Annotated in this window: 24 protein-coding genes; 12 read left to right on the top strand and 12 right to left on the bottom strand. The window is 48.2% G+C overall.

Translation table 11 applies throughout. The features are described 5' to 3' along the window. Together rbsC and rbsB are read left to right on the top strand one after the other, a co-directional pair. The gene (gene rbsC / locus AB447_RS21960; protein ID WP_048354057.1) at nucleotides 1-969 is read left to right on the top strand and encodes a ribose ABC transporter permease RbsC; all 969 of its coding nucleotides are present in this window, start codon (nucleotides 1-3) and stop codon (nucleotides 967-969) included. 14 nt (nucleotides 970-983) lie between these two features. Next, a complete protein-coding gene (gene rbsB / locus AB447_RS21955; RefSeq protein WP_048354058.1) occupies nucleotides 984-1,898 on the top strand; it encodes a ribose ABC transporter substrate-binding protein RbsB in 915 nt (304 codons plus the stop codon). Nucleotides 1,899-1,950: 52 nt separating this feature from the next. On the opposite strand, the gene AB447_RS21950 is transcribed toward rbsB, so the two are convergent. After that, nucleotides 1,951-2,886, bottom strand: a complete 936-nt coding sequence (locus AB447_RS21950; RefSeq protein WP_048354059.1) for a LysR family transcriptional regulator — start codon at nucleotides 2,884-2,886, stop codon at nucleotides 1,951-1,953. 112 nt (nucleotides 2,887-2,998) lie between these two features. On the opposite strand from AB447_RS21950, the gene AB447_RS21945 reads away from it, so the two are divergent. Beyond that, nucleotides 2,999-3,766, top strand: coding sequence for a class I SAM-dependent methyltransferase (locus AB447_RS21945; protein ID WP_082142507.1), 768 nt, complete (start codon nucleotides 2,999-3,001; stop codon nucleotides 3,764-3,766). A gap of 46 nt (nucleotides 3,767-3,812) precedes the next feature. On the opposite strand, the gene budA is transcribed toward AB447_RS21945, so the two are convergent. Both budA and alsS read right to left on the bottom strand, forming a co-directional pair. Further along, nucleotides 3,813-4,577, bottom strand: a complete 765-nt coding sequence (gene budA, locus AB447_RS21940; protein ID WP_048354060.1) for an acetolactate decarboxylase — start codon at nucleotides 4,575-4,577, stop codon at nucleotides 3,813-3,815. Between the two features lie 51 nt (nucleotides 4,578-4,628). Continuing rightward, nucleotides 4,629-6,347, bottom strand: coding sequence for an acetolactate synthase AlsS (gene alsS, locus AB447_RS21935; RefSeq protein WP_048354061.1), 1,719 nt, complete (start codon nucleotides 6,345-6,347; stop codon nucleotides 4,629-4,631). 159 nt (nucleotides 6,348-6,506) lie between these two features. Between alsS and alsR the strand changes: the two genes are divergently transcribed. Further along, nucleotides 6,507-7,391 (top strand): acetoin biosynthesis transcriptional regulator AlsR, encoded by an 885-nt coding sequence (gene alsR / locus AB447_RS21930; protein WP_048354062.1) that lies wholly within the window; start codon nucleotides 6,507-6,509, stop codon nucleotides 7,389-7,391. 62 nt (nucleotides 7,392-7,453) lie between these two features. Here alsR and AB447_RS21925 read toward each other — a convergent pair whose 3' ends face one another. After that, nucleotides 7,454-8,053, bottom strand: a complete 600-nt coding sequence (locus AB447_RS21925; protein WP_048354063.1) for a nitroreductase family protein — start codon at nucleotides 8,051-8,053, stop codon at nucleotides 7,454-7,456. A gap of 365 nt (nucleotides 8,054-8,418) precedes the next feature. On the opposite strand from AB447_RS21925, the gene AB447_RS21920 reads away from it, so the two are divergent. The 3 genes from AB447_RS21920 to AB447_RS21910 are packed head-to-tail and all read left to right on the top strand — an operon-like array spanning nucleotide 8,419 to nucleotide 10,013. Beyond that, nucleotides 8,419-8,895, top strand: a complete 477-nt coding sequence (locus tag AB447_RS21920; protein WP_048354064.1) for a chromate efflux transcriptional regulator ChrS — start codon at nucleotides 8,419-8,421, stop codon at nucleotides 8,893-8,895. Nucleotides 8,896-8,910: 15 nt separating this feature from the next. Next, on the top strand, nucleotides 8,911-9,480 hold the full coding sequence (locus AB447_RS21915) for a chromate efflux transporter ChrB (RefSeq protein WP_048354065.1): 570 nt from the start codon (nucleotides 8,911-8,913) through the stop codon (nucleotides 9,478-9,480). Further along, complete coding sequence (locus AB447_RS21910; RefSeq protein WP_048406822.1) at nucleotides 9,477-10,013, top strand: chromate efflux transporter ChrA; 537 nt, start codon at nucleotides 9,477-9,479, stop codon at nucleotides 10,011-10,013. The genes AB447_RS21915 and AB447_RS21910 overlap by 4 nt, the downstream gene beginning before the upstream one ends. On the opposite strand, the gene AB447_RS21905 is transcribed toward AB447_RS21910, so the two are convergent. The 4 genes from AB447_RS21905 to AB447_RS25970 all read right to left on the bottom strand — a co-directional run bounded on the left by AB447_RS21905 (nucleotide 9,997) and on the right by AB447_RS25970 (nucleotide 13,245). Beyond that, nucleotides 9,997-11,340: a UDP-glucose dehydrogenase family protein gene (locus AB447_RS21905; RefSeq protein ID WP_048354066.1), complete on the bottom strand. Its 1,344-nt coding sequence runs from the start codon at nucleotides 11,338-11,340 to the stop codon at nucleotides 9,997-9,999. The genes AB447_RS21910 and AB447_RS21905 overlap by 17 nt on opposite strands. A gap of 44 nt (nucleotides 11,341-11,384) precedes the next feature. Continuing rightward, a complete protein-coding gene (locus AB447_RS21900) occupies nucleotides 11,385-12,137 on the bottom strand; it encodes a tyrosine-protein phosphatase (protein ID WP_048354067.1) in 753 nt (250 codons plus the stop codon). A 22-nt stretch (nucleotides 12,138-12,159) separates the two neighbouring features. Next, complete coding sequence (locus AB447_RS21895) at nucleotides 12,160-12,885, bottom strand: YveK family protein (RefSeq protein ID WP_048354068.1); 726 nt, start codon at nucleotides 12,883-12,885, stop codon at nucleotides 12,160-12,162. 216 nt (nucleotides 12,886-13,101) lie between these two features. After that, complete coding sequence (locus AB447_RS25970) at nucleotides 13,102-13,245, bottom strand: YwzD family small protein (RefSeq protein ID WP_096891940.1); 144 nt, start codon at nucleotides 13,243-13,245, stop codon at nucleotides 13,102-13,104. 217 nt (nucleotides 13,246-13,462) lie between these two features. Between AB447_RS25970 and AB447_RS21890 the strand changes: the two genes are divergently transcribed. From AB447_RS21890 to ureC, 5 genes are all read left to right on the top strand, one after another. Continuing rightward, nucleotides 13,463-15,061, top strand: a complete 1,599-nt coding sequence (locus AB447_RS21890; RefSeq protein WP_046130142.1) for an SWIM zinc finger family protein — start codon at nucleotides 13,463-13,465, stop codon at nucleotides 15,059-15,061. Next, complete coding sequence (locus AB447_RS21885) at nucleotides 15,048-17,813, top strand: DEAD/DEAH box helicase (RefSeq protein WP_048354069.1); 2,766 nt, start codon at nucleotides 15,048-15,050, stop codon at nucleotides 17,811-17,813. The genes AB447_RS21890 and AB447_RS21885 overlap by 14 nt, the downstream gene beginning before the upstream one ends. Nucleotides 17,814-18,244: 431 nt before the next feature. Further along, a complete protein-coding gene (gene ureA, locus AB447_RS21880) occupies nucleotides 18,245-18,562 on the top strand; it encodes an urease subunit gamma (RefSeq protein WP_048354070.1) in 318 nt (105 codons plus the stop codon). After that, nucleotides 18,559-18,933 (top strand): urease subunit beta, encoded by a 375-nt coding sequence (gene ureB / locus AB447_RS21875; RefSeq protein ID WP_048354071.1) that lies wholly within the window; start codon nucleotides 18,559-18,561, stop codon nucleotides 18,931-18,933. The genes ureA and ureB overlap by 4 nt, the downstream gene beginning before the upstream one ends. Beyond that, on the top strand, nucleotides 18,930-20,639 hold the full coding sequence (ureC, locus tag AB447_RS21870; protein ID WP_048354072.1) for an urease subunit alpha: 1,710 nt from the start codon (nucleotides 18,930-18,932) through the stop codon (nucleotides 20,637-20,639). The genes ureB and ureC overlap by 4 nt, the downstream gene beginning before the upstream one ends. Nucleotides 20,640-20,839: 200 nt before the next feature. On the opposite strand, the gene AB447_RS21865 is transcribed toward ureC, so the two are convergent. The 4 genes from AB447_RS21865 to AB447_RS21850 form a co-directional block, all read right to left on the bottom strand. After that, nucleotides 20,840-21,712 (bottom strand): Cof-type HAD-IIB family hydrolase, encoded by an 873-nt coding sequence (locus AB447_RS21865; protein ID WP_048354073.1) that lies wholly within the window; start codon nucleotides 21,710-21,712, stop codon nucleotides 20,840-20,842. A 27-nt stretch (nucleotides 21,713-21,739) separates the two neighbouring features. Beyond that, entirely contained in the window at nucleotides 21,740-22,498 is a 759-nt protein-coding gene (locus tag AB447_RS21860; protein ID WP_048354074.1) for a DeoR/GlpR family DNA-binding transcription regulator, read from the bottom strand. A 242-nt stretch (nucleotides 22,499-22,740) separates the two neighbouring features. Then, nucleotides 22,741-23,082, bottom strand: a complete 342-nt coding sequence (locus AB447_RS21855; protein WP_048354075.1) for a single-stranded DNA-binding protein — start codon at nucleotides 23,080-23,082, stop codon at nucleotides 22,741-22,743. Nucleotides 23,083-23,184: 102 nt separating this feature from the next. Continuing rightward, on the bottom strand, nucleotides 23,185-23,556 hold the full coding sequence (locus AB447_RS21850) for a hypothetical protein (RefSeq protein ID WP_048354076.1): 372 nt from the start codon (nucleotides 23,554-23,556) through the stop codon (nucleotides 23,185-23,187). Nucleotides 23,557-23,615 lie beyond the last annotated feature (59 nt).

Here is a 23,615-nt window from a genome sequence, read left to right as displayed (position 1 = left end):
ATGAAAACTCAACCCGCAAAAGAATTGGGAAAAAACGTGTATCTCGACTCCATTTCGCAAAAGCTCGGTCCGTTTCTCGGCCTCATCATTCTCGTTGTTATCGTATCGTTGTTAAACCCGGGCTTTTTAGAACCATTAAATATTTTAAACCTGTTGAGACAGGTCGCCATTAATGCTTTGATTGCATTCGGTATGACCTTTGTCATTCTGACCGGGGGGATCGACCTGTCCGTCGGAGCAATTCTCGCCCTTTCAAGCGCTTTAATCGCAGGGATGATCACGGGCGGGATCGACCCGATACTCGCGGTCGTCATCGGCTGTCTGATCGGGGCATTGCTCGGCATGGTAAACGGACTTTTGATCACGAAGGGGAAAATAGCTCCATTTATCGCAACGCTGGCGACAATGATGATTTTCCGCGGCCTCACGATGGTGTATACGGACGGAAATCCGATTACGGGGCTCGGGAATCACTACGGCTTTCAGCTGTTCGGACGCGGATACTTTTTAGGCATCCCCGTCCCCGCCGTCACGATGGCAGCAACCTTTATCCTGCTTTGGGCCATCCTTCATAAAACGCCGTTCGGCCGCCGCACGTATGCGATCGGCGGCAACGAAAAGGCGGCGCTCATTTCAGGCATCAAGGTGTCCCGCATCAAGATCATGATCTATTCTCTCGCAGGCCTTTTATCGGCATTAGCGGGCGCCATTTTGACGTCGCGCCTCAATTCGGCGCAGCCGACGGCAGGTACCTCTTATGAGCTGGACGCCATCGCCGCGGTCGTATTGGGCGGAACAAGCCTTGCCGGAGGAAGGGGAAGAATCGCCGGCACGTTGATCGGCGTGCTGATCATCGGGACATTAAACAACGGCTTGAACCTGCTCGGCGTTTCTTCGTTTTTCCAAATGGTCGTCAAAGGGATCGTCATCTTGATCGCAGTTTTGCTTGACCGCAAGAAATCCGCATAAGGGGGACACAATTCATGAAAAAATTGCTAACGGCAGTTACGGCGCTGGCGCTGCTTTTCCTGTCAGCCTGTTCATTGGAGCCGCCTGAGTGGGCGAAGCCCAAAAAAGAAAACGGAAAAGAAATCAAAATCGGTTTATCTGTCTCAACTCTGAAAAACCCGTTTTTCGTATCGTTAAAAAACGGCGTCGTGAATGAAGCGAAAAAACGCGGCATCAAAGTGATCGTCGTTGACGCCCAGGACGATTCGGCAAAACAGACAAACGATGTCGAGGACCTTCTTCAGCAAGGCGTTGACGCGCTGCTGATCAATCCGGCCGATTCATCGGCGATTTCCACCGCCGTCCAATCGGCAAATTCGCTCGGCATTCCGGTCGTTACCCTTGACAGATCTGCCGAAAAAGGAAAAGTTGAAACCCTTGTGGCTTCAGATAATGTCAAGGGTGGACAAATGGCAGCCGGTTACATCGTCGAACAGCTCGGCAAAAGCGCAAAAGTCGCAGAGCTCGAGGGCGTTCCGGGCGCGTCTGCGACGCGGGAACGGGGTTCAGGCTTTCACAAAACAGCCGACGAAAAGCTCGATGTCATCGCAAAGCAAACGGCCGACTTTGACCGCACAAAGGGATTAAACGTCATGGAGAACCTCCTGCAGGGAAATCCTGATATTCAAGCCGTATTCGCCCACAATGACGAAATGGCGCTCGGCGCGATCGAAGCGATCAGAAGCTCGGGGAAAGACATTCTCGTCGTTGGATTTGACGGAAATGAAGATGCGATTAAAGCGGTCAAAGCGGGAGAAATGGCGGCAACGATCGCCCAGCAGCCTGAATTGATCGGAAAGCTTGCCGTTCAGGCGGCGCAAGATATTCTGAACGGCAAAAAAGTCGATAAAACCATACCTGCTCCGCTAAAGCTGGAAAAATCAAAATGATTCTCAGGTAACCGCCAGGCGGCCTGCGGAGCGAAACGGCCAGACCTCTTGATCACAAGAGGTCTTTTTTGAAGCTGCTTTGCGCCGTCTCCATAAAAGCTTGTGCGGCGAGACTGACATAACAGCTTTCCGAATAAGCAAACACAATCGTTCGGGTCGGTGCAGATTGCAAAGGGACATAGACGAGACGCGGAGACGATTTCCTCATCACCATTTGCGGGACAATCGTGACGCCCATTCCGTTTTCAACGAGGGACTGTGCGGTTTCAATGCTGCTCGTTTTGAATGTGACCTTTGGTTTAAACCCTGCTTTTGCGCACAAATCAAGCACCGTTCTGCGGAACCCGTATCCCTCTTTTAATAAAATAAACGGAACATCCTCGGCAGCTTGCAAGGGAACGGCTCTTTTTCCGGTCTCTTTCCGAACAGAGTAAATGAACGACTGCATCTGTTCAGTCATCCAGCTCTGCTTTTCAAACGGAACGGCGAGAAAAAGCGGCTCCGTCAATATCGGAACGGTAACGAGCCGTTCATTGTCGATGGGCAGCGGCAAAATCGCCAAATCGATTTCGCCTTTTTCCGTCATTTGCTCTAATGCTGCAGGTGATTCTTCTATCAGCTGAACGGGTACGCCCGTATGCTTTTCGAAAAACGTTTTCAACAGCGGCGGCAAAAGGTGCCCTCCCGTTACCGCGGGTACGCCGATCGACAGCCCCGTCTCCATCCCCTGGCGCTGATCCTGCATTTCGCGCAGCAGATCGTCCCTTGCCCGCAATATGTCCTGTGCTCTTTGAATAAACCTCATTCCTTGCGGAGTGGGTGACACGGCTCCCCTTTTTCGATGAAACAGAGGAAAACCGAGCTCGCCCTCCAGTTTTTTGATCTGCTGGCTCAGCGACGGCTGGGCGATGTGAAGGCTGTCAGCCGCCTTCGTAAAGCTGCCTTTTCTATATATTTCCGCCGTGTATTCAAAAAGCCTCATATCCATGGCCGCACCTCCATAGTTTCAGACTATCGTATTCATACATTTTATATCTTGGACTGATAGATGTCGATGTCGTTACGATAAATCTATAACCATTTGAGGGAGGATGATGTTGATGAAAACGAGTGCACAAAAGCAATTTTCGAAAAACGCTGAGCAATACCGTGATGAACCGCTTTTTTCAGCAGGGCATGATCTTGAAGCAATGGTAAAAAGCGTGCCGCTTGCAGGAGATGAAGCCCTGCTTGACGTCGGAGCGGGAGCGGGACATACAGCGATTGCATTTTCGCCCTTCGTCAAGCAGTGCACAGGCATCGACGTAACCGAAGAAATGGTCAAGACCGCTGCCCTTTATGCGAAAGAAAAAAACGCCTGCAATGTGACGTTTCTTCAAGGAGATGCAGAAAAGCTCGATTTCCCGGACGCTTCTTTTGATATCGTCACATGCCGGTTTGCGGCTCATCATTTCCCCGACATCAGCCGGGCAATGTCGGAAATCGCCCGCGTATTAAAGCCGGGGGGCAGCTTTATCCTCGTGGACCATCACGCACCTGAAGACAAGGCCCTCGACCAGTTTATCAACCTGCTCAATCAGATGAGAGACCCGTCGCACGTCCGCGAATATTCGCTTGCCGAATGGAACAAATGGTTTGAAGAAAACGGCCTGGATTATACGGAACAGGGAAGGTGGAACATCCCCATTGAATACGACAACTGGATTCACCGGGGAGCGGTACCTGAGGAAAAAAGGCCGGCCATTGCCGCCCATTTGACCGGATCATCACAGGCATGCCGCGATGAATTCCAAATTGTCCTGGCCGAAAACGGCCGTCCTCTGTCATTCTGCCTGAAAGGGGTGTTGATTTTAGGAAAGAAGCGATAATGGCTGAAAAAAAAGCCCTCTTTTTTGGAAAGAGGGCTTTGCTTCATTATTGCTCCGGATTTCCTTCCGTCGCTTCAATGCCTGCCACAAGGTCGTGGCTTGCTAAATCAGCTTTAAAGAAATCCTTCGTATTCGGCAATCTGAGGTTCATGTTCAGTTTTTGCGAAATCTGAACCGTACATTTTTCGATTTCATAATCAAATACATGTCCGCCGCCATTGCGGTCTTCATCAATAAAATGAAGGTGGAAGCCTGATACGGCGATGCCGTGGGCAAACTGAGGCGTCCAAAAGCCGACGATCGTGCCTTTGACGTCGTCAAAATCGAAGATCGGCTGGGATTTCACCGCTTCGACCATCGGCACGTACGGTTTTTCCTGCAATTCCACCGTTCTCGTTTTCACTTTTTTAAAGACGCCGTCCATACGGATCGCGTAAAACAGGTTTTCGCTCGGCACGATCTTCTTCATCTCTTTTTCAAACGCTTCGAGCGTCATTCGCTGATTGATCTCATGATAAATGTCCGGACGGAAGAACGTCAGCGAACAAAAAGGAGAACAGTCAGTTTCTTGAACGGGATAGGCTTTTCCATCTGAACGGAGACGGTAAAACTCGCCGTCAAACCCGATCAGTTCCCCGTCGAGCTGATTAAACGTGCCGATTCCGAAGTCGCCGTGCTCCTTGATTTCCGACATGTAAAAGTCCCCGTCGTAAATACCGTCCAATAGGGAAACCATCGTTGAGACCTGATAGACTTGGTCAAGATTTTTATCGACGGATTGAATGACTTTCTGCTTGCTTATACTTTTCATTTTCCTCTTTTCACTCCCTTGATTTTAATATGATGACTGGACGTGCTGTGATCAAGATTGATTAGAGGTTTCTTTTTTTAATTGTTCCTCAAACGCTTTAGGAAAACGTTGGTCTGCCAAATGAACATTGTCGCTGTAATCGACAGGAATATCAATGACGACAGGACCCTCTGCATCAAGACCCTGCTGAAGCACTTCTTTCAATTCTTCCGGCGAATTAACCCTTAGGCCTTTTGCTCCAAAGCTTTCAGCGTATTTTACAATATCTATATTGCCAAAGTCGACTCCGGAAGTCCGGTTGTATTTCATTTCCTGCTGGAACGCCACCATGTCATATGCGCTGTCATTCCATACAAGGTGAACGATCGGAGCTTTTAATCTGACCGCTGTTTCCAATTCCATCGCCGAGAACAGGAAGCCGCCGTCGCCTGAAACGGATACGATTTTTTGTCCCGGGTTTACAAGAGATGCTGCAATCGCCCAAGGCAAAGCGACGCCGAGCGTCTGCATGCCGTTTGAAATCAGCAGGCCAAGCGGACGGTAGCAGCGGAAATATCTGGACATCCAAATGGCATGTGAGCCAATATCGCACGTCACCGTGATATCATCGCTCACCAAATTGCGCAAATCGTGAACGATTTGCAGCGGATGTACGCGGTCTGATTGCTTCTCTTTAGGAGGCTCGCTTTGTTCCTTCAATGCTTTGCTTAACTGATGAAGCACAGGTACGAGCGATTTGTCGATTGAGACAGGAAGCGAATCGTGTTCAATATGGTCCAAAGTCGCTGCGATATCCCCGATCAATTCGATGTCCGGCTGATAATCGTGATCGATTTCCGCTTGAATTTCATCTAGGTGAATAATGCTTCGTTCGCCTTTTTTATTCCACAATACCGGATCGTATTCAATCGGATCATAGCCGATCGTCAAGACGACATCCGCTTTTTCCAATAAAATATCTCCGGGCTGATTGTGGAATAATCCGATTCGTCCGAAGTATTGGTCTTCCAAATCATGAGCCAGCGTTCCCGCTGCCTGATACGTTTCGACAAACGGAAGCTTCACTTTTCTCAGCAGACGGCGGACAGCTTCTATTGCTTCAGGTCTTCCGCCTTTCATTCCGACAAGCACGACCGGAAGGTTTGCATTGTGAATTTTGGCGATGGCCGCACTGATGAGTTCATCCGGAGCTGCACCTAATTTCGGCGCAGGCAAGGTTCCTACCGGTTTAGCGGTAGCCGGACCTGCTGTTACGTCTTGCGGAAAGCTGAGAAAGGCTGCGCCGGCCTGTCCAGACGCTGCCGCTCTGAACGCATTTGTGACGGCTTCAGGAATATTGTTAGGATCTTCAACTTCTGCGCTGTATTTCGTAATCGGCTGAAATAATGCCGCATTGTCCATTGATTGATGGGTCTTTTTAAGACGATCCGCTCTCTTTACAGCACCAGCAAGAGCAACAACCGGATCTCCTTCTGTATTGGCTGTTACAAGACCGGTAGCTAAATTAGAAGCTCCCGGACCTGAGGTCACCAGGCAAACACCGGGCTTTCCAGTCAATCGTCCGACTGCCGCCGCCATAAATGCTGCATTTTGCTCGTGACGGCATACGATCAATTCAGGCCCTTTGTCTTTCAACACGTCAAATACCGCATCGATTTTTGCTCCCGGAATACCGAAAACATGAGTGACACCCTGCTGAATGAGACTATCCACCACAAGCTCTGCTCCTCTTACCGTAAGAGTTTCATTTTCAGCGGCTACTTTTTTCAAAGCCCTCACTCCTCCATTTTCATTCGTTTACAATGAATTTTTAATAAAATTATTGTATTATTAAATATACATCTTGTGGAAATTGTTTTCCAATACTTCTTTGTCTTACAATTAATATGTAAAACGACTGAAATCGCATTCAGAAAGGAATGAGTGACAATGGAGCTGCGCCACCTTCGTTATTTTATGGTTGTAGCCGAAGAGCTGCATTTCGGAAAAGCAGCTCTTCGGCTGAAAATGACTCAGCCTCCGCTCAGCCAGCAGATTAAACAGCTAGAAAGTGAGATTGGCGTCACCTTGCTGAAGAGGTCAAAAAGAGCCGTCAAGCTGACGGCGGCAGGAGACGTTTTTTTAAAGCAGATAAAAGAAGGCCTGTCCCAGATCGATCAGGCGGTTGACATGGCCCAGCGGACCGCCCGGGGTGAACTCGGCAGGCTCGTGATCGGCTTTGTCGGCTCGGCGACATACGAAATTATGCCGCCGATCATCAGGGAATACCGCAAACAATTCCCTTCAGTCAACATTGAATTGCGGGAGCTGTCGACCCCAAATCAAATCGAAGCCTTATTAAACGGACACATTGACATCGGCGTATTACACCCTCCGTTAGGAAACGATGAACTGAAGTCATACACAGTGAAGAAAAGCCATTGCGTACTCGCGCTTCCTAAATACCACCCGCTCACTAAAAAATCCCGGATTTATCTGCGTGATCTTGAAGACGAGTCGCTGATTGCAATCGACAAATCAGCATGGCCCTCTCTGTACACTGACTTCATCTTTTCGTGCGAGCAGGCCGGTTTCATTCCCAACATCGCCCAGGAAGCGACCGAATATCAAATGGTGATCGGCCTCGTATCTGCCGGAATGGGGATTGCGGTCGTGCCGACGGCGGCCAAGCGGCTGTTTAACCTTGATGTGGTCTACAGAGAAATCGATGACCTTTCGCTTCGGGCAGAATGGGTCACCGCCCACAGAAAGGACAACCGTAATCCGGCTTTGCAGCATTTTATAGAAGTTTCGAATGAGGTTTCTCAATCATAGACTGGTAGAATATGCAGCAAAATACCCAATGAACGGCCGTTCATTGGGTATTTTTTATTCCTTTATTTATGGATCTTCACGCGCTCTGAAATCGGCGCGAAATCTTTTTCTCCCGGCTCTGCTACCGGATGGCCGAACGGCATTTGCGCGATCAGCTTCCAGCTTTCAGGAATGTTCCATTCTTTTTTGACTTCCTCATCAACGAGCGGGTTATAGTGCTGCAAAGTCGCTCCGAGCCCTTCGCTCTCCAACGCGGTCCATACGACAAGCTGGAGCATGCCTGAAGACTGCTCAGACCAGATTGGGAAATTGTCTTTATACAATGCAAATTGTTCTTGAAGTCCTTTAATAACGTTTTGATCTTCGAAAAACAGAACCGTGCCATAGCCGCTGCCGAAAGCGTTCATTTTTTCTTCCGTGCTTGCAAATTGATCAGCAGGAACGATTTTTCGCAGCGTTCCGGTTGTGATTTCCCAAAACTTATCATGCTGCCCGCCCAATAGAACAACGGCCCTTGAGCTTTGCGAATTGAATGATGACGGGGTGTGGTTGACGGCAAACTCGACGATTTCCCGAATTTTGTCGTCCGATACTTTTACATCTTTAGAGATTCCATAAATTGAACGCCTTTCTTTAATCGCGGTGTAAAAATCTTTAGCCAACGATTTCGCCTCCTAAATTATCTCGATTTCGAGATAATTATAGCTCGTGGAAAATATTGTGTCAAAAGATTTGTTTCAAACATTTACTTGCCCGGTCATATCGCGGATCAGTCCTCCCTTCTGGAAACCTGACCGTCCATCTGGATGGCTGCCGCCTGCAGCCTGTTCCCGCACCGCTCTCCCGGCTCACACGGGAAATGAGGGGCTTACCCCGCGAAAGTTCCGCAAAGCTGAAGAAAAACGCCAAAAATCATTCATATCGAAATTTAATGTATGATACAATTTACAAAACGTTTTTAAAAAAACCAAATCGATTGCGATTTACATTTGTTGCGATGTAAACGATATGAAAGGATGGTACGTGTATGAGTCTTGATTACCACATGCCAAATTTAGTTCTTGATGAAACAGATAAAAAAATTCTATCGATTCTCCACGAGGAAGGAAGGATTTCTTATACCGATCTGGGGAAGCGTGTAGGTCTGTCGCGGGTTGCCGTTCAAACGAGGATCAACAATTTGATGGAAGAAGGCATCATCGAAAAGTTTACCGCCGTGATCAACCCCGTGAAGGTCGGAATTCCCGTATCGGTCTTTTTTAATGTAGAAGTCGAGCCCAAATATTTAGAGGCCGTTGCCGTCGCGCTCGAAAAGGAGCCTGCCGTCACAAGCCTCTATCATATGACCGGGCCGAGCAAGCTTCATATGCACGGAATTTTTGCCAACGATCACGAAATGGAGGAATTCCTGACAAAGCGCCTCTATCCTTTGGAAGGCGTCGTCAGCGTGGACTGCCAGATGCTGATCAAGCGCTATAAAAGCCGTATGGGAATGAAGCTGTAAAAAGGAGGAAGTAACATGAAGCACCCTTACCGCGAACTGATCATCGCGATGGTGAGGACCGGGATATTGGGGTTCGGAGGCGGACCTTCCGTTATTCCGCTGATCCGCCATGAAGCCGTTAAAAAATTCAAATGGATCAATGATGATGAATTCGGGGAAATCCTGGCGATTGCCAATGCGCTGCCAGGGCCGATCGCAACAAAGATGTCGGCGTATTTAGGGCACAAAATAAAAGGGATTCCCGGGGCCATCGTGGCGACAGCGGCGCACATTTTGCCGACCTGCACAGCGATGGCCGTGCTGTTTGCCGCAGTCAACGTGCTCAGCCATTCGAAGGTCGTAAACGGCATGATCGGCGCAGTTACCCCGGTCATCGCCGTGATGCTAGGGCAGATGGCATACGAATTTGGCCAAAAAGCGCTGAAAGGCTTTGGAATCGTGATCGGCGTCCTTTTTTTCATCCTTGCATTTTTGGGTCTTCAAGTGTTTTCGATTCATTCGGGCATCGTCGTCACGATGTTTCTGGCTTACGGAGCTTTCCATTTTAAATTGAAGCGAAAGGGTAAAGGAGTGTCTGCTTCATGATCTCATTGTACTTGTTTTGGGCGTTTTTTATCGCAAACCTGCTCGGGTACGGCGGCGGCCCCGCTTCGATTCCCCTTAATTTTGAAGAGGTCGTCCGCCATTTTCATTGGCTTTCAAAAGATGAATTTTCCAACATGCTGGCGCTTGCAAACGCTTTGCCCGGCCCGATCGCTACGAAAATTGCCGCATATGTCGGCTACAGCGTATTGGGATGGCCCGGAATAATCGTCGCTCTGACAGCGACCGTGCTGCCTTCGGCAATCGCTCTTATTTTATTGCTTAAATTGATCCGCCGCTTCCGAAAGTCAGATGCGGTAAAAGGAATGACGCTGTCCGTCCAGCCCGTACTCGCCGTTATGATGCTGTTGTTGACATGGGAAATCGGCGGTGATGCGATTTATTCCATCGGCTTGATCCAAGCGCTTGCAATCGCATTGGTCTCTTTGATCGCCTTGACGAAATTCCGCGTTCATCCGGCGTTTTTAATCGCAGCAGCGTTCGCATACGGCGGGATTGTCATTCCACTGCTGTAAAAGGAGGCGCCTGCGTATGAACGGGGACAACTTGCCGCCTGCCGACGGAATAGTATTCAACCCCGGCTTCTATCGCTTCCCGCAATTCGTGGCAGTTTCGCCCGTCAAAAATGATCGGGGCATCCATCAGCTCTCTGTAGGATGCTAAAGGGAATGCTTTAATGTCTTCCCATTCTGTTAAAATCATCACTGCATCGGAGCGTTTTACCGCTTCTTCAATCGTGTCCGCATATTGAACGCCTTCTGCCAAGACCCGTTTTGCATTTTCAGCCGCAATCGGGTCGAACGCTTTCATCTTCGCCCCCCTTTCGGCCAGCGCTTCGGCAATGACGACTGACGGAGCGTCCCTCATATCGTCAGTATTCGGTTTAAAGGACAGGCCAAGCAGAGAAATCACTTTGTCTTTCAAGCCGCCGAGCCGCCTTTCCGCTTTTTCGACCAACAGGATCGGCTGCTCATTGTTTACCTTGATCACAGACTTGAGCAGTTCGAAATCGTGCTCCACATGGCCGGCAATTTGGACAAGGGCGTTCGTATCTTTCGGAAAACAAGAGCCGCCGTAGCCGATGCCGGCTTTTAGAAACCGGTGGCCGATTCTTTTGTCCTGTCCCATTCCGTATGCGACAGACTCAATATCTGCGCCGACCTTCTCGCAAATATTCGAAATTTCGTTTATAAAGCTGATTTTCGTGGCAAGAAAAGCGTTTGATGCATATTTAATCATCTCTGCGCTTCTGATATCCGTTTTAAAAACGGGAATGCCAAAAGGCGCGAAGACTTGTTCGAGAATAGCGGCCGATTGTTCATTCTCGGCGCCGATCACGATCCGGTCTCCGTGAAACGTATCATAAATCGCTGAGCCCTCCCGCAAAAATTCGGGATTGGATGCGGCCGATATTTGCACACGATTCCTTGCGTAGCGTTTAATGATGTTTGAAATCCATTCGCTCGTGCCGACGGGGACGGTGCTTTTCGTGACCACAAGGCAGTCCTGTTTTACATGGCGGCCGATCATTTCCGCCGCACTCTCAATATACCGGAGGTCGGCCTGGCCGTTTTCCTTTTGCGGAGTGCCGACCGCAATAAATATAATATCAGCCCCTGAAATGCCTTTTTCAAAACCCGTTTCAAAGGCGAGTCTGCGGCGGGCGAGGTTCCTCCGGATCAAATCCTGGAGTCCGGGTTCATAAATCGGCGATAACCCTTTTCTCAACAGCCCGACCTTTTTTTCATCGATATCGATACAAGTAACATAGTGGCCGATGTCCGACAGGCAGGCGCCCGTCACAAGACCGACATACCCGGTGCCAACGATGGAAATGTTCATGATGCTCCTCCTCTGCCTGTATATATGCCGGTAGATGCAATGCTTTAGAGCAGCCCCAAGAGCTTTTTCTTTTTGACCGGTAGCGGCGTGACCTTATGAATATCACGGTTTTTGATAAGAAGCCCGGCATTTTCTATAAACATACTCAAAAAATCAGACCCGTATTCGTTTTCCAATACGTCAAAAAAGAAGGAGCGCACCTTTACATTGTGTGCATCCGATGCGATGAAGTGGACGAGATTGGCTTCAATGAAGCGGCGGGCCAGCTTTTTGACGTTTCTTCCGAAATGCCCGGTCAGACTTGAGCAAGTAATCTGGACGCATGCGCCTGTTTTGACGAGCCGATATAAACGATCGGGGTTTTCCATTATTTCCATATTCCGCTCAGGGTGGGCGATGACCGGGATGAATCCGTTCACCTGAAGATCAAACATCAGCTTTTCTGCATAGCGCGGCACGTGATGATAAGGAAGCTCGATCAGCACATATTTTGTTTCGGAGAGACTGAGCAGCCTGCCGCGTTCGAGGTCGTCTTTTATTTCGCCGTATAAGCGGATTTCCTGGCCAGGCAGGATGGTCAGCGGAATGTTTTCCTGCCTGAGCCTCGTCTTCAGTGCAGTCATGCGGGCGAAGATCGCCTCTTTTGGATTTTCGCATATGCCGATTCTGTGGTGCGGAGTGGCAATGACGGTGTCTATTCCCTGAGAAACGGCTTGTTTCGCCATTTCAAGACTGTCGTCCATACACCCTGCCCCGTCATCAAGGGCCGCAAGAATATGGCAGTGAATATCAATCATAACGGAACCTCCCGTAAAGTGGTCAAAACGCCTGATCTTTTCCAATCGTACCGTTCATCCGGCCGACGGCCTGTCCTTTTTTCGGCTTCGTGAATAAAATGTTCCCCATTACGGGAAGTTCCAGCGTATTTTCAACGTCATCTTCGTTTTTCACCGTGTTGTTCAAAAGCTCAAGAATAAAGGCGAGACCGGCTCCAAACAGCAATCCAAACATCGTGAAGACAGCGATATTGAATGTTTTGTTCGGGCTGACAGGCGCAGGTGAATCGTACGGTACGGCTTTTGTAACGATGGTGACCTCGGCTTTATCGTTCATGATGTCTTGAATGTCTTTTTGAAAAACGGAAGCGACTGTATTTGCGATGGCGGCCGCTTTGGAATAATCCTTGTCAGTCGCGGAAATACTGACAATCTGTGATTCGTTTTCGCTGACAACGGTCATTTTATTCTTGAGTTCGTCCGCCGTTTCGCGAAGGCCGAGATCATCTTTCACTTTATTCAAAATGACAGGGCTTTTCATGATGACGTTATACGTATTGATGAGTTCAAGATTAGTCTGAATGTCGGCAAAGTTTGAGGTTTGGCGGCCATTGACGAGGATTTGGGCGGTTGCCTGGTAGATCGGTGTGAGCAGAAAATAATTGACTGCGGCGCTCGATGCAGCCGCCGCCATCGTGATCAGAATGATGATCGCGCACCTTTTTTTCAAAACGAAGAACACGTCTTTAAAGCCGAGCTTGTCCCGCATAAGAGCCCCCCTTAGCTTCTTTTATTTAAATTTTCAGCAAATTCCACCTTTACCTTGATTATACATATTTATCGCGGTTCTGAAAGAAATGAATCCTGACAAATAGCGGGAGATTCCGGGGATGCAGGGTCTTTATATGATGTAACATAGCAGTTTTTGCAGGAATGGGGCTGTTTTTGCTGAACGAAAAAGCCGCCAAACAGAGTTTGCGGCTTTTTACGTTGTATAACCATTTTTGATATGAACAATCAGATCCTCAAGCAATTCTTTTGTCGTAATGTCATGCGACTTTTCGCCAACGTCATAAGCGTGCATGAGAATTTTCAAAAACTCTTCCTGATTCAATTCCTTATCATCCATACCTTTTTCCTTTCAGCTTCCATGAAATCATACTCATTTTTGCGTTATATTCAGATTATATGCTGTTAAGTATCGATTTGCCATAGTCTATTACATTATTCGACAGCTGTCCGTTTTTATGTCCTTTTCCAGAGAAAATCTTTTTTGCATCAGCGGATTAAGCTATAATAGAGAGATTGGAAACTTTTTAAAAGTCATTCGGTTAGGAGCGATAGACATGCTTCAGGAAATGATCTCAAAAACAGTTGTAATGGAAGCGGCTGAACAGTTTAAGCATGTGCTTCCGCACGATGAAGATAACATTCAGCTTCTGAAAAAAGCCCTTATTTTATACAGGCAAGATTCGGTCTATCGGGTCAAACCGCTCAGCGGGCATACGGCGGCAGCCTACGTACAGGACGTCGTGCCGGTGAAAGTGACAATCGATCTGTCCGACGTCAAAAAGAGCAGCTGTTCATGCCCGGCAAAAAAAATCTGCCGCCACATCCTTGCCGTTTACTTATATTTATATGCACAATATGAACGATTGGGAACTTTCACGGAATATTGGAAAGAACAGCGCCAATCCTTTGATCAGCAGCTTTTGTTAAACCAGCTTCGGCTCAGCCCTGAAAATGTGCGGCCAACGTTTGAAAACTGGAAACGTTTTTTCGAATCGGAATTCAGGCTTTGGGAACAGCGGACGCCTAAAGGCCAGCAAACGATGCAATACCTTTACTACGGCTATTTTTCAGCACTAAAAAAGCGGACGCCGTCTGAACCGGAGCTGAAAAAAATATACCAGATCCATGCCGCTCTTGCGACATGGCTTGCGATGCATACGCTGATCGAAAACATGCGCATCGATCCGGAAAAAGATTTTTATTCGCTCAACCCTTATATCGAACAGCTGATGGACACGATTTACAGCTCGATTGATGAGCTGAAAACGTATGCGCTCTCTTTTTCGCTCGATCCGTTTTTAGATAAAACGCCAGGCGTCGTTCGCGAGCTCCTGCTCAAGAAAGACATTTTTCAATATGAAAGACTTCGGATATTCGGGGAGATTTGGAGCGCCCTTCTGTCCCGGCCGAAATGGCTGAAGCGGGAACTTGACGTTTTGCACGGACTGCCCGACACTCCCGAAATTCAGTTTGCCCGGCTTCACCTTGAATTTCTGTTGAAAAACGACGAGGCAATCTTTGAAAAAGCCGGAACTTTTTCTCCTGACATTCTGCCTTATACGTTTCAGTGGCTCAGCGTCATGACAGCCAAAAAGGATTGGAAGCGCCTGAAAAAATGGTATGAACGGCTGGAAGGGCTTGTCGAAGGCTTCTCAAAGCTTGATAGACCTTATCGGGAAATCCGCGACGCCTTAAGCGAATTCTTCCTTTTTCTCGACGACTACAGCAAAAACGCGAACGATGAGCAATTATATGAAAGGTACTGCAAAAAGTGCCTGCCATACACATTTACAGAATACAGCCAATTTCTATACAGCAGGAAGCGGTTTATCGAGTGGATGGAAATTCACAGCCTCGTCGGCTTTTCAATCGAGGAAATCGGCCAGAATGCCTTGAAGGACATCGCAGCGGAGGTTCCCGAGGCGCTCGTTCCTTCCTACCACAGGGAGATTTCCGGCTTGATTGAACAGCGGAACCGCAGCGCATATAAAGAAGCCGCCCGCTGCTTGAAAAAGCTGCGCACTCTCTATAATAAAATGAAAAAACAAGATGTCTGGAAGCGCTACATGGAACAGCTGACAGCCCGCCACAAAAGGCTGCGGGCATTCCAGGAGGAGCTAAAGAAAGGAAAGTTGATCGATGGCGAGTCTTAAAGAAATCGTGATACATGTCGAACAGTCCGAAGACTATACATTCGTTTTATCCTGCTGTGACAAGGACCATCAGCAGCTCACGCGCAGCCAGATGGAAAGGCATTTATTTCAATGGCACGAATCGTCCTTTTACGGCACTTTTCTTGAAGATGCAGGTCTGGAAAAACCGGCCGTGCTTCTATCTCCCTGGATGGCTGCCGAATTTCTCGGCAAAAACTCGTTTAATTCCTTTAGTGATATTTTGCTGACTGAGGAAACAGAGCCTTTGATGAAAACAGCTTCAACGATTTACGAGTTTATCCTGGATCAGGATTTTGTCCCCGACTATGAAGCGTGGAAAAAGGGAATGCTGCGCTGGAAAGACAAAGAAGGCTTTTTGGAAGGTTATACGGCGGAATGGTTTTCCCGGGCCGTCGACGACTACATCGATTATAACGGAGAACTGAAGGCAAAGTGGGAGACGATCGTTGAACACTCCCCCGCCGTCACCTCATTTAAGGGACATTTTCTCGATGAAGAGGATTTTCTTGAAACGATCGGCTGGATTGAAAATCCCGTCCCGTTCACCGTCGGACTCAGATTAAACGAGCCCGATTTTGACGGTGATGATTGGAAAATCGAATTGTTTTTACGCGATAAAAAAAGCGGGGACATCCAGTTTTTCGACGGCTTGAAAGGGCTGAAAAAATCGTGGCGCGCATATGCCGATCGAATCGCCCGCGAACAGGACCGTTTCCGCCAAACCGTCCCATGGCTTTCGATCGACTCAGGCACAACGCTGCTTTCTGAAGAAGAAGCATGGATCTTCTTGTCGGAAGCGAGCGAAACACTCGTCAGCATGGGGATCGAAATCCTGCTGCCGTCCTGGTGGCAGATCGTCAAAGACAGCAATATGCTTTTGAAAGCGAAAGTTTCATCAGCCCCGAGGGGCGAATCTTTCGTCGGGATAAACGCGCTCATGGACTTTAATTGGCGGTTTGCGACAAACGGTATTGAACTTTCGGAAGAAGAGTTTAACCAGCTTGTCGCCAATAAAAGGCGGCTCGTCAACATCCGCGGCCAATGGATCAAAATCGATCCGAGCTTTATCAAACAAATGAAAAAGCTGATGGAGCGCGCCGAAACCGAAGGACTTCACATGTCAGACATCCTTGCCCGCGAGTTGACGGACCGCGGCACGGAACAGAAAGAAGACGACCTGTTTGATACGTCCGCTTTCAGCGAAGTGCAGTTTGAATTATCCTACCAGCTGAAAAACATGATCAGGAAGCTGAACAATCGTGATGAGCTCCCTTCATACCCCGTCAGCAAACATTTTAAAGGCACGCTCAGAACGTATCAAAAAGACGGGCTGAACTGGCTGCTTTTCCTTCGCAAATGCGGCTTCGGCGCCTGCCTGGCAGACGATATGGGACTCGGGAAAACGATTCAGATAATCGCGTACTTTTCTTATTTGAAAGAAAAAGGGCAAAAAACGCCGTCGCTGATCATCGCGCCGACTTCGGTGCTCGGGAACTGGCAGCGCGAGCTTCAGTCCTTTGCACCCGAGTTATCGGCAGCACTCCATTACGGACCAAAGCGCCCGAAGGGAGAAGCTTTTCAGGAGCGCTACAAAGACACCGATATCGTGCTGACGTCATACGGCCTCGCACATTCCGATTTTGACGATCTCAGAGGCGTGACGTGGAACTGTATTTGCCTTGATGAAGCGCAAAATATTAAAAACGCGCATACGAAGCAATCCCGCTCGATTAGAAAACTGAAAGGGATTCACCATATCGCTCTCAGCGGGACTCCGATGGAAAACCGCCTGACAGAGTTGTGGTCGATATATGACTTTATGAACAAAGGCTACCTCGGTAGCCTCGGAAGCTTCCATAAGCGCTTCGTCCTGCCGATCGAAAAAGACCGCGACGAAAAGCGGATTGAACAGCTTCAACAGCTCATTAAGCCGTTTTTATTAAGACGGACGAAGCAGGATCAGGAAGTCGCTCTCAACCTTCCTGATAAACAGGAGGAAAAGGAATTCGTTCCGCTTTCTGCAGAACAGGCTTCCCTTTACGAGCAGCTTGTAAAAGACACGTTTGAGCACATGCCGACTCTCGCCGGAATGCAGCGGAAGGCGCTGATACTAAGCATGCTCGGCAAATTGAAACAAATTTGCGACCATCCGGCCCTCTATCTAAAAGAACTGGAGACGGAACTCCTCAACGGCAGATCCGTCAAGCTGGAAAAGCTGCTCGAGCTGACGAAAACGATCCGCGACCGGGAGGAAAGCTGCCTGATTTTCACCCAGTATATCGGAATGGGCGAGATGATGAAGCGGCTGCTTGAAACGTCATTCGGCGAACCGGTCAAGTTTTTAAACGGAAGCTTATCAAAGCTTGAGCGCGATAAAATGGTCGAGCAATTTCAAAATAAGGAATTCCCTTTTCTAATCTTGTCCTTAAAGGCGGGAGGAACCGGTCTGAATCTCACCGCAGCCAATCATGTCATTCATTATGACAGATGGTGGAACCCGGCCGTTGAAAACCAGGCAACAGACCGTGCATACCGGATCGGCCAAAAACGATTTGTGCATGTCCATAAGCTCATAACAACCGGAACAATCGAAGAAAAAATCGACCGCATGCTCGAATCAAAGCAATCGCTGAACGACCAGATCATTCAAAGCGAAAACTGGATTACCGAGTTTTCCGAAGAAGAACTCGAAGAACTGTTTACATTAAGCGCATCCGCAATGTCGGGTTGACGCCAAAAACAGCCGCCTAAAGAGAGCGGCTGTTTTTTATTTTCAAAAGACTTGCACCCTCCCGCCTTACGGCGACAAAATCGCTGACGCTAACCCGATGCCGGGTATCACTGCTTTTGTTCCAATACATCACGTATAAACCAATCGTCATTACCACACACAGCGTTTCTCCGGCACCGTAACGTTACCTGTTGAAACAGTGTAGTTTCTCTCCCCTTTATAAGTTTTAAAATTTGCCACAAACCATTAACTAAATTTTTTAAATATTCTTCAAAAAACATTTCCGTTGATTATATAATAATGACATGAACTTGTTAATTTATGACATGAACATTTATATATTTACATATTTTTTATCTTTAAAGGGGGTGGTAACGGGAGATCCTGTCCATTTCTTTTTGATTTCAATTTGCATAAAAGGAGGAGAAAGGATGAAATTAACACCTGTCGAACAAGAAAAGCTGCTTATTTTTGCTGCTGGGGAGCTTGCAAAACAAAGAAAAAAACGGGGCGTGCTCCTGAATTATCCGGAAGCTGTAGCCATTTTGACCTGCTTTATAATGGAAGGTGCGCGCGAAGGGAAAAGCGTAGCCGAACTGATGGAAGCGGGCCGGCACGTCCTTACGGCTGACGACCTGATGGAAGACGTTCCCGAAATGCTTGAAAGCATTCAAGTCGAAGCGACATTTCCAGACGGCGTTAAGCTTGTCACGGTTCATCAGCCGATTTCTCAGGAGGTGAATCAATGAAGCCGGGAGCAATTCAAGTTGCGGATGGCATGATTTCGATTAACGAAGGGCGGGCAACCAAAGAGATTACCGTGAAAAATACAGGGACGCGCTCGATTCAAGTCGGCTCGCATTTTCATTTTGCGGAAGCCAACCGCGCATTGGCGTTTGACAGAGCAGCGGCTTTAGGGATGCGGCTTGATATTCCGTCGGGCACCTCTATCCGGCTTGAACCCGGGGAAGAAAAAACCGTTTCGCTGGTAGAGCTTGGAGGCCGCCGGACAGTCCGCGGATTAAACGGCATGTCGGAGACATTGCTTGATGAAAGAGGAAAAGAAAAAGCATTGAATCAGCTTAAGGAAGCCGGCTGGATAGAGGGGGTTAAGCGGTGAAAATCACGAGAAAACGATACGCTGAGCTGTTCGGTCCGACGACAGGCGATAAAATCAGGCTCGGGGATACCGATCTTTGGATTGAAGTCGAAAGAGATTTCACTGTTTACGGGGAAGAAATGATTTTTGGCGGAGGAAAAACGATTCGTGACGGTATGGGACAAAATGGCCGAATCACCGCAAAAGACGGCGCACTTGATCTTGTGATCACAAACGTTGTCGTACTTGATTATACGGGAATCGTGAAAGCCGATATCGGCATCAAAGACGGCCGAATCGCAGGAATCGGAAAAAGCGGAAATCCGGACATCATGGATCAAGTAGATCCACATATGATCATAGGAGCCGGAACAGAAGTCATCTCCGGTGAAGGAAAAATTTTGACAGCCGGCGGAGTCGACACCCACGTCCATTTTATTTGTCCTCAGCAAATGGAGGTCGCGCTGTCGTCAGGAGTGACGACGCTAATCGGCGGCGGGACAGGCCCTGCAACAGGCAGCAAAGCAACGACTTGTACTTCGGGAGCCTGGTATATACAGAGAATGCTGGAAGCCGCCGAAGAATTCCCGGTTAATGTCGGTTTTACGGCGAAAGGCAATGCTTCGGACAAAGCGCCGCTGATCGAGCAGGTGGAAGCGGGCGCGATCGGACTCAAGCTTCACGAAGACTGGGGTACGACGCCGAGAGCGATTCAAACGTGTATGGATGTTGCGGAGGAAGCGGACATTCAAGTGGCGATTCATACGGACACGATTAATGAAGCTGGATTTCTCGAAAACACGCTTGAAGCGATAGGCGACCGCGTCATTCATACTTACCATATTGAAGGCGCCGGCGGAGGACATGCCCCCGATATTATGAAGCTCGCCTCTTATGCGAATATCCTGCCGTCGTCTACGACTCCGACGATTCCGTATACCGTCAATACAATGGATGAACATTTGGATATGATGATGGTTTGCCACCACCTCGATGCCAAGGTTCCCGAAGACGTCGCATTCAGCCATTCGAGAATCAGAGCGGCTACGATTGCGGCAGAGGACATTCTGCATGACATCGGCGCCATCAGCATGACATCCTCCGACTCGCAGGCGATGGGCCGAATCGGAGAAGTCATCCTCCGTACATGGCAGACGGCAGATAAAATGAAAAAACAGCGCGGCGCTTTAACGGAAAAAAACGGAAATGACAATGTACGCGCAAAACGCTATATCGCAAAATACACCGTCAACCCCGCCATTACTCACGGGATCAGCCATGAGGTCGGTTCAGTCGAGAAAGGCAAATTGGCCGACCTCGTCTTATGGGACCCGATGTTTTTCGGCGTAAAACCGGAGCTCGTGTTAAAAGGCGGAATGATTGCACAGGCGCAAATGGGCGATCCGAACGCCTCCATCCCGACTCCTGAACCCGTTCTAATGCGCCGGATGTATGCTTCGTACGGCAAGGCGAACCGCTCCACTTCCATTACATTCATGTCTCAGGCTGCTATTGACCGCGGAGTGCATAAAACATTGGGGCTTGAGAAAATGATCTCCCCGGTCCGCGGCATTCGTCAGCTCAGCAAAATGGACATGAAATGGAACGGCTCGCTGCCGAAAATCGAAATCGATCCGGCGACATATCAAGTGTACGCGGACGGGGAAGAACTGTCCTGCCAGCCGGTCAACCGCGTACCGCTCGGCCAAAAATACTTTCTTTTTTAAATGAACGCTAAAAAAAGATGAACGCGCGGAAAGTGTTCATCTTTTTTCGTGCTTTTGAAACAAATAAAGGCTGCCGGCAAAGTCGGCAGCCTGCGGATTAAACATTCAATCCGCTTGTTAATCGCAGCCCTTATCGTTACGCTGCCGGCGATGCGCCGGCATCACGCCGATATAAAAAGGGTGTGCGAGTTAACGCGTATTTAAACCTTTTTTTGATCAATAAAATGCCGCAGAATATGGGCAACGCCGTTTTCATCATTTGCAGGCGCCACTTCATCAGCCATCTCCTTAATATCCTCGCGGGCATTGCCCATCGCAAAGCTTTTTCCCACGATTTTCAGCATGGAATAATCGTTCTGGCTGTCGCCGGCGGCAGCGGTTTCCGAAAGCGGAATACCGAGATTTTGCGACAGTTTTTCTAAAGCAAGCCCTTTCGAAGCGTCAATATGCTCAAGCTCAAAGTTGTGTTCGGCTGAGGTGACAAGCGTTAGGCCCTTTTCCTTTTCAAAGCGTTTCCAGCCCTTTTGAAGCTTTTCTTTATGAAAAGAAAAAGCTAATATGTTGTATACGTTTATATCTTTATCCGCTTCAAACAGCTCGCGATAAGAACAGATATACGCATACCCGTTTTGGCTGAGCTGCTGGCTGGCGGCGAGCTCCAGCTTTGACAGATCGGCAGCCGGATTGGCGCTTCTCAGGCGGTCCAGTTCGATATCAAGGAGCTCTCTCCCGTTTTGCGGGGTAAAGATCGCGTCATCGCTGAACACCTCATAATAGTAATTCTCTTCTTCAAGCCACTGAAGAATCCCTTTCGCTTTTTCCCGATCAATCGAAACGGAGTGGTACAGGCGTCCTTCCGGATCGTGAATCACCGCTCCGTTGGCGCTGATGATCCACGTTTTGATACCGGTGGACCGGAAGATCTCCCGAACGTCAAATGAGGCTCTCCCTGTGGCAATCACCACTTCAATTCCGTTTTCCTGTGCTTCCTTTATCGCATCTATACTTGCCTTTGTGACCTTGCTTTCACTGTTTAACAGCGTCCCGTCCAAATCCAGGGCAATCATTCTCATCAGCTGTTTTCCCCCTTAAGTCCCTTCTTATTCTGCCACAAGCAGTTCTACCCCGTGTTGATCGAGCAGCCTTTGAAATTCCTTATCCGGCAGCCGGTCTGTTATCAGAAGATCAATGTCGCTCAATTCGGCATACTGAAAAAAGTCCGTCCTTCCGATTTTGGAGTGATCCGCAAGCGCGATGACCTGTTCCGCTTGGGATATGATTTTCCGTTTGACCATTCCATCCTCTTCATGGGCGATCGTCAGTCCGTGTTCAGAAACCCCCACAACTCCGATTAAAGCTTTATCAACATGATAGCTGGACAGCTTTTCGATCACCGAAGCGCCGTATAAAAAACGGTGCTCTTTTTGCAGCTTTCCGCCGAGCAGATGAATGTCAACTCCCTTTCGTGATGAAAGCACCTCCGCCTGGTTTATCGAGTTGGTAATGATCGTGCAGTTCATATCCGGCAGGTGCTCAGCGCACGCCTGAACTGTTGTGGAAGCGTCAAAAATCACGTGGTCGCCTTCCCTGATTAACGAAGCAGCTGCCTTTCCGATCATGTTCTTTTCTTCAGACACGATATTCAGTCTTCCTGAATAATCTTTAATCTCATCATGGTTCGTCGGCAAAATGGCGCCTCCCCTTGTCCGGATGATCGCGCCCCGCTCCTTCAGCTTGACGAGATCACGCCTGGCGGTGTCTCTTGACACATGGAGCAAAGAACAAATCTGGTCGACGGAAATCCGTTTATGCTCCTTCAAATAGTCGATAATGGAAATTAACCTTTCCTCCTGGTACACGTCATCATTCCTTCTTTTAAGTAAAAGCCCTTTATATTAAGTGATTATAAGTTAATTTGCTGTGAAAAATCAAGGTTAATTAAGTGAAGTTAAGTAAAAAAAGAACAAATCCTGCGTCAATTTAATTTTGTCTTTTTTTGACGACAAAAAAACCGGTCCCAAAGACCGGCCATTAGAGGAGAAAATGGGGAATTAATTGATTTTATATAGGAAAGGGGCTTGAGAGGGGAATCGTTCATTCTTCAGACATCTGCGGTCTCGCGGGGTTTCCCGCCCAAAAAATGAACGGAGCGGGCGACGACTTCTGTTATAAAGACGCGGTTCCCTTCTGAATTAACATAGTTGCGCGTTTGAAGCCTGCCGTTCAATCCGACGATTGAACCTTTTCTGCAGTAATCGGCTGTGTTTTCGGCCGTTTTTCTCCACAGCGTGCAATTGATGAAGTCCGTCTCAATGTCGCCCGCGGCATTTTTGAAATGCCTGCTGACGGCCAGGGTGATATTGGCAACGGGGACACCGTCAGATGTATACCGAAGCTCCGGGTCCTTCGTTAAACGCCCGACCAGCATAATGTGGTTAAACATTCCGTTCCTCCCTTCATCAGCGATATCACCAGTTTATAAGAGAAGCCCGGGGAAGAAAAATGCGGATAAAGAGAAAATATTCCGAAAAAAAGTAATTTACCATTATAATTTATGGCTTTTCCTCCTAATCATCATAAACATCATGTCTTTTTGATTAGAGAAATATGTATTTTTTAAAAACTGAAAAAAAACAGGAGATGCCAGCCACCGCTCGGAATACAAGCGGACGTATGAGCCTCCGTCCCAGGCGAACAGCCTGAATGACAGTTCTTTTTCTTTGAATGTTAATTGGAATTCATAAATCTCCATTCTATCCTTTGTTTCATAGCGAAATATAATACTTTCGTCATAGTCCACATTGATATCGCATTTTCCGGCACTGTCGGATGAAAAACGGATCATCAGCTTATACCGCTTGCGGTCAGCAGCCGGATTGCCGCTGATTATAAGTACTTCCTTTAAGTAAAATGTCACCCCCTGTTCTCTACAGTATAATGAAAAACAAAGTACGATAAAATACTTTTTTCAAAATT

This window comes from Bacillus glycinifermentans (assembly GCF_001042475.2).
GTDB lineage: Bacteria > Bacillota > Bacilli > Bacillales > Bacillaceae > Bacillus > Bacillus glycinifermentans.
Note: the sequence above shows the minus strand (reverse complement) of the source record. Positions and strands in the feature narration are given on the sequence as shown.